12 protein-coding genes and 1 pseudogene are annotated in these 9,346 nt (G+C 69.0%); 6 read left to right on the forward strand and 7 right to left on the reverse strand.

All coding sequences use genetic code 11. The features are described from left to right. Positions 1–6: 6 nt before the first annotated feature. The 6 genes from MFF30_RS23525 (at position 7) to MFF30_RS23550 (ending at position 4,485) form a co-directional block, all read left to right on the forward strand. Positions 7–867, forward strand: coding sequence for a universal stress protein (locus MFF30_RS23525; protein WP_238282521.1), 861 nt, complete (start codon positions 7–9; stop codon positions 865–867). Between the two features lie 67 nt (positions 868–934). After that, positions 935–1,093 carry a hypothetical protein gene (locus tag MFF30_RS23530; protein ID WP_238282522.1) on the forward strand — a complete coding sequence of 53 codons (159 nt, stop codon included), beginning with the start codon at positions 935–937 and terminating at the stop codon, positions 1,091–1,093. Positions 1,094–1,399: 306 nt separating this feature from the next. After that, on the forward strand, positions 1,400–2,842 hold the full coding sequence (locus tag MFF30_RS23535; protein WP_238282524.1) for a cytochrome ubiquinol oxidase subunit I: 1,443 nt from the start codon (positions 1,400–1,402) through the stop codon (positions 2,840–2,842). Between the two features lie 5 nt (positions 2,843–2,847). Then, positions 2,848–3,861, forward strand: coding sequence for a cytochrome d ubiquinol oxidase subunit II (gene cydB, locus MFF30_RS23540; protein ID WP_238282526.1), 1,014 nt, complete (start codon positions 2,848–2,850; stop codon positions 3,859–3,861). A gap of 11 nt (positions 3,862–3,872) precedes the next feature. After that, positions 3,873–3,989: a DUF2474 family protein gene (locus MFF30_RS23545; RefSeq protein WP_238282528.1), complete on the forward strand. Its 117-nt coding sequence runs from the start codon at positions 3,873–3,875 to the stop codon at positions 3,987–3,989. Between the two features lie 334 nt (positions 3,990–4,323). Then, complete coding sequence (locus MFF30_RS23550) at positions 4,324–4,485, forward strand: hypothetical protein (protein WP_238282530.1); 162 nt, start codon at positions 4,324–4,326, stop codon at positions 4,483–4,485. Here the strand turns inward: MFF30_RS23550 and MFF30_RS23555 are convergent. From MFF30_RS23555 to MFF30_RS23585, 7 genes and pseudogenes are all read right to left on the reverse strand, one after another. Continuing rightward, on the reverse strand, positions 4,477–4,785 hold the full coding sequence (locus MFF30_RS23555; RefSeq protein WP_238282533.1) for a hypothetical protein: 309 nt from the start codon (positions 4,783–4,785) through the stop codon (positions 4,477–4,479). The genes MFF30_RS23550 and MFF30_RS23555 overlap by 9 nt on opposite strands. A gap of 105 nt (positions 4,786–4,890) precedes the next feature. After that, the gene (locus MFF30_RS23560) at positions 4,891–6,159 is read right to left on the reverse strand and encodes an MSMEG_0569 family flavin-dependent oxidoreductase (RefSeq protein ID WP_238282534.1); all 1,269 of its coding nucleotides are present in this window, start codon (positions 6,157–6,159) and stop codon (positions 4,891–4,893) included. A 37-nt stretch (positions 6,160–6,196) separates the two neighbouring features. After that, the gene (locus tag MFF30_RS23565) at positions 6,197–6,478 is read right to left on the reverse strand and encodes an MSMEG_0570 family nitrogen starvation response protein (protein ID WP_238282536.1); all 282 of its coding nucleotides are present in this window, start codon (positions 6,476–6,478) and stop codon (positions 6,197–6,199) included. Next, a complete protein-coding gene (locus MFF30_RS23570; RefSeq protein ID WP_238282538.1) occupies positions 6,471–7,646 on the reverse strand; it encodes an MSMEG_0565 family glycosyltransferase in 1,176 nt (391 codons plus the stop codon). Before MFF30_RS23570 ends, MFF30_RS23565 begins: the two co-directional genes overlap by 8 nt. Further along, positions 7,643–8,638 carry a sll0787 family AIR synthase-like protein gene (locus tag MFF30_RS23575; RefSeq protein WP_238282540.1) on the reverse strand — a complete coding sequence of 332 codons (996 nt, stop codon included), beginning with the start codon at positions 8,636–8,638 and terminating at the stop codon, positions 7,643–7,645. Before MFF30_RS23575 ends, MFF30_RS23570 begins: the two co-directional genes overlap by 4 nt. Next, entirely contained in the window at positions 8,638–9,183 is a 546-nt protein-coding gene (locus tag MFF30_RS23580) for an MSMEG_0567/Sll0786 family nitrogen starvation N-acetyltransferase (RefSeq protein ID WP_238282542.1), read from the reverse strand. The genes MFF30_RS23575 and MFF30_RS23580 overlap by 1 nt, the downstream gene beginning before the upstream one ends. Continuing rightward, positions 9,180–9,335, reverse strand: a pseudogene (locus tag MFF30_RS23585) (MSMEG_0568 family radical SAM protein); the annotation flags it as partial. The gene MFF30_RS23580 and the pseudogene MFF30_RS23585, both read right to left, overlap by 4 nt. Positions 9,336–9,346: the final 11 nt, after the last annotated feature.

Below are 9,346 nucleotides of genomic sequence, written 5' to 3' on the forward strand. Positions count from 1 at the left end.
CCTCCCATGTCGAAGATCCCATCCGCCCCCCTCTCGGCGATCCGGGACATCCTCGTCGGCACCGCCGTCGAGGGCGAGGGCGAGCCCGCATCCGCCGCCATCGCTTACGGGCTGAGCCTCGCCAAGGCCGCCGGCGCGCACCTGACCGTTCAGTCGGCGTCCTGGCGTCTCTCGGGCGACGACGCTTGGCTGGGCGACTTCGACGCCGAAGGCGCGGCATTCATCGACCGTCGTCTCGATGCCCTGGCGCGATCCATCGCGAACCGCTCCGGCGGCGAGGCGGCTCAGGCCGGCGTGGTCTGCACCACGGAGACGCCGGGTCTGCCCTACCCGGAGATCGTGAGCCGCTTGGCAAGGCAGGCGCGCCTCTACGACCTGACCATCCTGGATGCCGGGTCACGGACCTACGATCTCGACCGCGAGAGGATCGAGAAGACTTTGTTCGTGAGTGGCCGCCCCGTCATCGCTGTGCCGCCGGGCGCGGATGTCTTCGCCGCACGACGGATCGTCCTGGCCTGGGACGGCAGCGCCCAGGCGGCGCGGGCGGCCAACGCGGCGATGCCGTTCCTGCGCTCGACCGAGCGGGTCGCGATCGTCTGCGTGGCCGAACCGGAAGACCTCTATGCGTCCGTCTCGGGCGCCGAGTTCGCCCCGCATCTCGTCCGTCACGGCGTGAATGTCACCGTCGTCGACGTTCCGGGAACGGATGGCATCGCGGAGACGCTGCGCAATCAAGGCAGGATGCTCCGGGCCGACATGATCGTGATGGGCGCCTACCGGCACGCCCCCCTGCGGGAGTTCTTCTTCGGCGGCGTGACGCGCTCGCTCCTCCGGGGCAGTCCGGCCCCGCTTTTCCTGGCGCATTGACGACGGAGGAAACGCCATGACGGCCAGACGACGGTCCGGAGACCCTCCCGTGGGCAGGATTGCGCGGGTGAACGACCGGCCCCGGCCAGGGCCGCGCCGCGCCGGGGAACGGGCCTCGGCCCGGCCGAAGCCGCCCGAGCGTTCGCCCGCGGACGACAACTGGATGAAGCCTCTGGACGACGACGACCTGCGGGCGCTGGACGCCGCGTGGGGCTTCGTGGCGTGAACCGGTCCGGCGGACGGGCTCGCGGCGCGGCGATCGGGAGAGGGGCGGGCAAAGGCCTATAGGCCGTCCTGCCGCTGCCGTCGTGTTCGAGATCGATTCCGACTCTCGAGGAGCTTTGGGGTGCGCCCGTCGCGCCGAGGGAGAGGGCCGAAGCCTCGCGGCAGTGAGCGCTGCGCCGATCATGGCTCACCCGTCGGGAAGCATTTTTTCACAGCCTTGATCCAGCGCAAGGTCGCGGCGTAGGGCCCCCGCCATCGTCGGGCGGATCGATCCGGGTGCCTGAGGCCCGGACGCCCGGAGATCCCGATGCCTTCCCTGACCCTGCCGAGCGCGGTCGACCTCGCGCGCGCCCAGTTCGCCCTGACCGTCGTCTGGCACTTCCTGTTTCCGGCCTTCACAATCGGTCTGGCGAGCTTCCTCGCCGTGCTCGAGGGCCGCTGGCTGGCCACCGGCAAAGCCGTCTACCTCGATATCTACCGCTACTGGCTCAAGGTTTTCGCGGTGGCGTTCGCCATGGGCGTCGTGTCCGGCCTGGTGATGTCCTACCAGTTCGGCACCAACTGGTCGGTTTTCGCCGACCGTACGGCGCCGATCCTCGGGCCGCTCCTCGGCTACGAGGTGCTGACCGCCTTCTTCCTCGAGGCAGGCTTTCTCGGCGTCATGCTGTTCGGATTGGAGCGCGTCGGCCCGCGCCTTCATTTCCTCGCGACATGCCTCGTCGCCTTCGGCACCCTGACCTCGGCCTTCTGGATCCTCTCGGCCAACTCCTGGATGCAGACCCCCGCCGGCCACGTTCTGGGTCCGGACGGTCGGTTCGCCCCCGCCGATTGGTGGGCGATCATCTTCAATCCGTCCTTCCCCTACCGCTTCGCCCATACGGTGACCGGGGCCTACCTGACCACGGCGATGATCGTGGGCGCGGTGGGTGCGTGGCACCTCCTGCGCGACGGCGTGAATCCCCGCGCCCGGGTCATGTTCTCCATGGCCATGTGGATGGCCGCGATCGTCGCGCCGGCGCAACTGGTCTTCGGCGACCTGCACGGTGCCAACACCTACGCGCACCAGCCCGCCAAGGTCGCCGCGATGGAAGGGCATTTCGAGACCCAGAGCCGGGCCCCTGCCCTAGTGGCCGGATGGCCCGACGCCGAGGCCGGCGAGACGCGCAACGCCATCGGCATCCCGGGCCTGGCGAGCCTGTACCTCACGCATGACCTGAACGGCACCGTGCGCGGGCTCAAGGACATGCCCCGCGCGACTTGGCCGACCAACCTGCCGCTGGTGTTCTGGTCGTTCCGGATCATGGTCGGGCTCGGCCTCCTGATGATCGCCCTCGGTCTCGCCGCCCTCTGGCTGCGCTGGCAGGGCAGGCTCTACGAGACCGTCTGGTTCCACCGCTTCGCGGTCGCCATGGGACCGTCGGGGCTGATCGCAGTCACCGCCGGCTGGACCGTCACGGAGACAGGGCGACAGCCCTTCACGGTCTACGGCCTGCTGCGCACCGCCGACAGCGTTTCGCCGGTCGCAGCCCCGGCCGTGGCCGCCTCACTCGCCGCCTTCGCGGTGGTCTACCTCGCGGTGTTCGGCGCGGGCATCTGGTACCTGCTGCACCTCTTCAACCAGACCCCGCACGTGCATGAATCGGGTCCACCGACCGGCGTGCCGGTCCGGACTGCCGGCATCACCCCAGCCCCGGCCCTCGACGCCCCCCACGACGGCGCGAGCCGTCCCGCCCTCCAGCCCGCGGAGTAAGTCCCATGACCGTCGATCTCACCCTCGTCTGGGCGCTCCTCATCGCCACCGCCATTTTCCTCTACGTGGTCATGGATGGCTTCGACCTCGGTGTCGGCATCCTGTTCCCGGCGATCCGGGAGAAGGCCGACCGGGACGTGATGGTGAACACCGTCGCGCCGGTGTGGGACGGCAACGAGACCTGGCTGATCCTCGGTGGAGGTGGCTTGTTCGCCGTCTTTCCCCTGGCCTACGCGACCCTGCTGCCCGCCCTCTACATCCCGCTGACGCTGATGCTGCTCGCCCTGGTGTTCCGCGGCGTGGCGTTCGAGATGCGGTTCCGGACCGTGGCCCGTCTCGCCCGGGCAACTTGGGATGGCGCCTTCTCGGTGGGGAGCTTCGTCGCTGCCTTCTGCCAGGGGATCTGCCTCGGTGCCCTGGTGCAGGGCGTCCGGGTCGAGGCGCGGGCCTATGCCGGTGGCTGGTGGGACTGGCTCACGCCGTTCTCCCTGTTCACCGGGCTCGCGCTGGTCGCCGGTTACGGGTTGCTCGGCGCGTGCTGGCTGATCTGGAAGACGGAGGGCGAACTCCAGCTCCGGGCCTATCGCCTCGCCCGGGCCTTCGGCTTGGTGACGGTCATAGCCATCGCCATCGTGTCCCTGGCGATGCCGTTCCTCAGCCCCGCCTTCCGCGCTCGCTGGCTGACCTGGCCGACGATGGCCTTTGTTGCTCCCGTCCCACTTTTGGTCTGCCTTCTGGGCTGGCGCCTGCGCGACGCCCTCGACCGGCGAGATGAGGTCATGCCCTTCCTGTGCGGGCTCGGCTTGTTCCTGCTGTCCTATGTCGGGCTCGGCATCAGCCTGTTCCCGATGATCGTGCCGCCCGCGGTGACGATCTGGGACGCGGCCACGCACCCGAGCAGCCAGCGCTTCCTGCTCGTCGGAACGGTCGTGCTCCTGCCGATGGTCCTCGGCTACACCGCCTACGTCTACTGGCTGTTCCGGGGGAAGGTCACCGCCGGTGCGCCCGGCTACCATTGATGGGGCGCGTCATGACGATCCCCGATTCGCTGCGCCGCATCGGCTGGTTCGTGACCCTGTGGGCCGGCGGCATCGCCGGCCTCACGGCGGTCGCCCTGCCCCTCCGATGGCTACTCAAGGTCGTCTGACGAGGGTCATTCCGGCTGCGTCCCCGCCACCGACCTGCCAGACGATCTCCACGGGATCCGAATACGCGATGGCGCCCGCCGACGCCTGATCGGGTTCAACGGCCGCGATCGCAGGCACGAGCAGAACCCCGGTGTGTCTGAAAATCGGATAATTCGCCTATTCCGACAGGGTAGAATCATAATTTTATCAAATAAAACAGCAGACGATACCCATGAAGCATCGCGCTTCAGCCCATGGGCAATAGTATCATACTGTTCCAGCTTGATCGGTTCGGGCCGGCTTCCCAATCGGAGGTCACGGGTTCAGCCTCCGCATCTGCTTGCGAAGGCGGACATGGCTCACATCGCCGAACATCTGAGCGTGGAGGACTTCGGCCGGCGGGCTCGCACGAGCGAGGACGCCTGCGCGGCGCGGCACGATCAGGCGATCTGGCTTCCGGCCCAAGGGCAGACCGTGGCGGAGGTCGCTGCCGGGACCGGCTTCGTGTCACGCTGACTGGAGCAACTGGCCCGCCGTGACAGTGGAGATCGATCCGACATGGCCCTGGGCGGCCTGACGCCCCGAGCCTTCGCTAACCAGGCTGCCAAAGCCCGCGAACCCGCATAGGTCGTGGACCACGAACGGAGTCAACTCCACTGGGGCGTCGAGCGGAGCTTCGGCAGGCTCGGTCACTGGGGCGGCCTGGACCGTGAACGAGCCGGCCGGCGCGATGTCGCAACCTTTCATCTCGCCTGTGTCGTCAGCCTCGTAGCCGCCAACGCCCTCGACCGATCCAGCCTGAAACAAGGACCTCAAACAGGCTCTTAGGAGCGGACCGGTGGGCTTCGAGAGTGCGCGAGACCGGATCCGTCGCACCGGAGATGCCGCCCGGTGTCATCCAGGTTACCGCAGAGGCGAGGCTCAGACCGCGAACTTCAGGGCGAACCGTTTGGTACCGAGGCGCTGCTGAATCGCCTGGACGACATGTTCGGCGTCGCGGCCGACCGCTCCGAAACGCCCCGAGCCCCAGGTATTCAGCCAGGGCAGTCCGATGAAATAGACGCCCGGCTCGTTCGTGATGCCGCGCTTGTGCTTCGGATTGCCCGAGCCGTTGAACGTGGAGGCGTCGAGCCAGCGGAAGTCCGGCGAAAAGCCGATGCACCAGACCACCGCCGTGATGCCGGACCCGTCGAGAGCGAGGCTGGCGACCGGCTCACCCGGCTCCCAGACCGGCGTGTAGTGATCCTGCGCGGGGGCTTCGATGCCCTTCTCGGCAATATACTTGTCGATGGCGGCGTTGATGCCGTTGTAGGTCCGGTCGGCGCCGTCGAGGGAACGCTTGAGGTCGTCGCGGAAGCGCAGGCAGCCGTCGCGATAATCTTCCATCAGGCCGTAGAGTCTCATGCCCTCGGTGGCGAAGCGGCGTAGATCGATGTCGCGGCCGCCGTCACGGCCGGTGACGTAGTGGTTGGTGTTGTCGCGGACACCGTCGCGCAGCGGATGGTTGTCGACGGTCATCTCATAGTAGCCCATGTCGGCCAGCCAGGTGACGACGTCGCGGCCCCGATAGAACCGGGCGCAGCGGGGCGCGTCCCCGACCGCGAGATGCACCTTGCGGCCGGCCAGGTGCAGGTCTTCGGCGATCTGCGCGCCGGACTGACCGGAACCGACCACCAGGATCTCGCCCTCGGGCAACTGGTCGGGGTTCCGATACTGGTTCGAGTGGATCTGCGTGATCGAACCCGGCAGCTTCTCGGCCATCCGTGGAATGATCGGCGTGTGGTAGCCGCCGGAAGCCACGACGATCTCGTCGGCGGTATAGTCGCCCTCCGAGGTCTGCACCGAGAAGATCCCGTCTTCCTGCCGCTCGACGCGGTTGACCGAGACCCCCTCGCGGATCGGCGGGTTCACCTTGGCGACGAAGGCCTTGAGATACGCGACGATCTCTTCCTTTCTCATGAACCCGTCCGGCTCTGGCCCGTCATAGGGATGTCCCGGCAGGTCGCATTGCCAGTTCGGGGTGACGAGGCAGAATGTGTCCCAGCGCTGCGTCGACCAGGTATGGGCCGCCGTGTTCTTCTCGAAGACGAGGTGCTCGATGCCGCGCAGCTTGAGGTGGTAGCTGACCGAGAGGCCGGCCTGGCCGCCGCCGACGACGGCAACGGGAACGTGACGAGGGGTGGACGCCATGGTTCTCACTCCGTGAGTGTGCAGGATGGGGGCCAATTCAGGGCTCGAAGATCTCGACCGTGACCCGGCCATCGGACGGCTGAAGCTTCGCGGCGGCCTCGATCCGGGCGAGCTGGTCCAGGGCGGAGGAGCAGGCGAATCCGTACTTCTCGCGCACGCGCTCGCTGGCGATGTTGAGGGCGGTACGGGTCTTCTCGACGAAGTCGTCGACTGCGTAGCTCTCGCCCGGCGTGAGGAAGTCCTTCACGACGAGGGAGGGCGAGTAGCAGGCCTCGCGCCGGCCATCGGGCCAGCGGACGTGGAAGTGCATCTCAGGCATGGGTCGGCTCCTGTCGCATGCGGGCGCAGCCCGCGTAGGCATCGCGGTGGCGCTCGGCGCAGGCCCGCCAGGAATGGGCGGCGGCCCGCGCGGAGCCTGCGGTCCTCAGTTGGGCGCGCGCCTCCGGCACCAGGGCGGTGGCCATGGCGCTGGCGATATCCTCGGGGTCGACCGGATCGACGAAGAGGGCGTCGCCCTCGGCGAGGTATTCGGTGAAGGGCGGCCGCAGGGAGACGATGGCCGGGGTGCCACAGGCCATCGCCTCCAGCACGCACAGGCCAAACCCTTCCTTCAGGGACGGAAAGGCCAGCATGTCGGCGACACGGTAGAGGGCCGGCATGTCCGACTGCGGGACCGGACCGGTCTCGATCACGGGACCGCTCGACCCTGCTGCGAGGCCGTGGACGGTCAGGGTCGCGTGGCACCGCGCGCGGTAGGAGGTATGGTCGAGAAGCGAGGCGCCGCCGGCGATGACGAGCTGAGCCCCGGAATGGCGCTCACGCAAGCGCGCGAACGCCTCGATGATGCCGAGGGTGTTCTTGCGCTCCTCGAAGCCCCCGACGCTCAGGACGATGGGGCCGTCGCCCAACGCCCAGCGCTCCCGGACCACGGAATCCCGCAGTTCGGGCGTCGGGCGATAGGCCGCCATGTCGACGCCGTTTCCGACCATCTCCGCCGTTGCACCGAAGTCCGCACGGACGCGGCCGGTCCAGCCGTGGCTGACGCAGAGGAGGCGCCGGGCCTCCTGGATCGACCGGTCCTGCCAATCGGCAAGCTGCGGTTCTGCGAAGTCGTCCAAGTGATGGATGGTCCGAACGAAACCCGGAATCAGGCGCCGGTGCTTCAGGGTCGCGAGTGCGTTGCCGCCGATGCCGTCATGGGCGTGGAAGACATCGAAGTCGCAGGCCGCCGGCGATCCGAAGTGGGCGAGGTAGTCGTTGATGCGCGTCCGCACGAGGTCGACCGTGTCGCCGGTGACAGTGCGGGCGGCGACGGACACCGTGGGGCATGCGGCGGCCCGGAAGAAGCCGCGGCCGGATGGGTCGGGCGCGTGGACCACCGCCTCATGCCCAAGTCCGCACAGGGCTTCGGCCAGGGCGAGGCAATGGGCGACGCCGCCACGCGGGTTGGTGGAGTGGGTCAGCAGGGCGACGCGCAGACCGGTCATGCCGAGGCCTCCGCATCGTCCCGGCCGCAGCCGATCAGCGGGCTGTCCACGAAGTCCCAGACCATGGCCTCCGCGTCTGCGGAGTTCCGGATGCGGGCGACCCGGCTCGCGTCGATGGTGCCGATGACATCGGCCGTGATGTCCCGCCCGGCGAACCGGTCGAGCACGGCCGGGGTGTCGGCGGGGCTGACGCTCAGGAGGTAGCCGTAGCTCGGGAAGGCAGCGAGCCAGCGCGCCATCGGCACGTCGTCGGGCCGCGGGATCGCGTCGAGGTCGATGACGGCACCGACCTGCGAGCATTCGAGCAGCATCAGCGCCGTGCCGACGACGCCCGCCATGCTGATGTCCTTGGCGGCGCGGCAAAGGCCGTCCTCGGCGAGTCCCGGCAGCAAGGCGAGATCGCCGCGCAGGCGCTCGCCCGGCGACCCGGTCGAGGCGTCCCAGTAAGGGTGGGGATCGCGGAAGCGTCCGCGCAGGTCGATGGCGGCGATGAGGTCGTCACCCGGTGCCGCATCGAAGCTCGTCAGCAGGCGGGTGCCGGCGCGGCCGAGCACCGCGACCGCGAGGTTCCCGGTTTCCGAACGCGTGTTCGTGTGGCCGCCGACGACCGGTACGCCGTAGAGCGCGGCCGCGTCGGACAGGCCGGCCAGGATCGGGTCCGCCGATGCGGCATCGCGGCTCCAGAGGGCGTCGACCACCGCGAGCGGGCGCCCGCCCATGGCCGCCACGTCGCTGAGGTTGACCATGATCCCGCAATAGCCGGCGAAGTACGGATCGGCTGCGACGAAGCTGTCGATGAAGCCCTCGATGGCGAGGAGCAGGTGTCCGTCACCGTCGGGGATGGCGGCGCAATCGTCTCCGACCGGCACGGCGGCGTGGCGCCTCCCCAATCCGAGGCGTGTGACGACGGCATCGATGTCGCGCTTGTGCGCGAGGCCGCGCGCATCCCGGATCTGGCTCGCCAGGGTCTTGAGGTCGACGGCCGCCATCATCACGCCGCCCTGCGGAACGTGACGAGCCCATGCTCGGGGTCGTGCATGGGCGGGTAGGCGGCGAGATCGGCCTGCATCAGGTGGTGGAGGCGACCATGGAGCTCGACGGCATCGAGGCTCGCCCAGTGCAGGGTCTGGAACAGGGGGACGTTCCGATCCTGCACGTGTGCCAGGAAGCGCGTGCAACCCTGTGCATGGGCCGAGGAGACCGCGACCTGGATCAGCCCGGCCCCGAGGGCAGCGGTCCCGCGGAACGCGGCGGCGACGGCGAGGCGCGAGCCCCACCATTCCCCCGGCCGCTCCGCCATCGCGTGGATGCGGACGGTCCCGACGACGGCGTCGGCGTCGCCCGCCAGGGTCGAGAGGGCGCAGATCGGGATCGCGTGCGCGTCGATGGCGTCGCGATCGTCGTCCGCGAAGAGGCCTTGCTCCGCGCAGAACACCTGCCGGCGCAGGGCCGCGCAGGCGCGCCGCTCCCAGGCGGCGGTAGCGAACTTCACGCGAAAATGGCTGGGCCGATAGGGCGCGACGGGTTCCAGGATCATGCCGCCGCGCGCTCGTAGGTGGACAGGGCCGAGCAGGCGCCGCAGCGGCCGCAGCCGGCCTTGATGTCGGTGGAGCGCAGGTTGGCCCGGCCCAGCATCTCGGACAGGGGCTGCAGGATCGCGTGCATGAAATCCGGCACCGTCGCCGGATTTCATGCACGCG

Origin of the sequence: Methylobacterium goesingense, assembly GCF_022179225.1 — a bacterium.
GTDB lineage: Bacteria > Pseudomonadota > Alphaproteobacteria > Rhizobiales > Beijerinckiaceae > Methylobacterium > Methylobacterium goesingense.

Bases quoted from the DNA above. Each gene is read 5' to 3' on its own strand.
- MFF30_RS23560 (WP_238282534.1), bottom strand. From the start codon at position 6,159: ATGGCGTCCACCCCTCGTCACGTTCCCGTTGCCGTCGTCGGCGGCGGC.
- MFF30_RS23525 (WP_238282521.1), top strand. From the start codon at position 7: ATGTCGAAGATCCCATCCGCCCCCCTCTCGGCGATCCGGGACATCCTC.
- MFF30_RS23565 (WP_238282536.1), bottom strand. From the start codon at position 6,478: ATGCCTGAGATGCACTTCCACGTCCGCTGGCCCGATGGCCGGCGCGAG.
- MFF30_RS23550 (WP_238282530.1), top strand. From the start codon at position 4,324: ATGGCTCACATCGCCGAACATCTGAGCGTGGAGGACTTCGGCCGGCGG.
- MFF30_RS23575 (WP_238282540.1), bottom strand. From the start codon at position 8,638: ATGATGGCGGCCGTCGACCTCAAGACCCTGGCGAGCCAGATCCGGGAT.
- MFF30_RS23580 (WP_238282542.1), bottom strand. From the start codon at position 9,183: ATGATCCTGGAACCCGTCGCGCCCTATCGGCCCAGCCATTTTCGCGTG.
- MFF30_RS23570 (WP_238282538.1), bottom strand. From the start codon at position 7,646: ATGACCGGTCTGCGCGTCGCCCTGCTGACCCACTCCACCAACCCGCGT.
- cydB (WP_238282526.1), top strand. From the start codon at position 2,848: ATGACCGTCGATCTCACCCTCGTCTGGGCGCTCCTCATCGCCACCGCC.
- MFF30_RS23535 (WP_238282524.1), top strand. From the start codon at position 1,400: ATGCCTTCCCTGACCCTGCCGAGCGCGGTCGACCTCGCGCGCGCCCAG.
- MFF30_RS23545 (WP_238282528.1), top strand. From the start codon at position 3,873: ATGACGATCCCCGATTCGCTGCGCCGCATCGGCTGGTTCGTGACCCTG.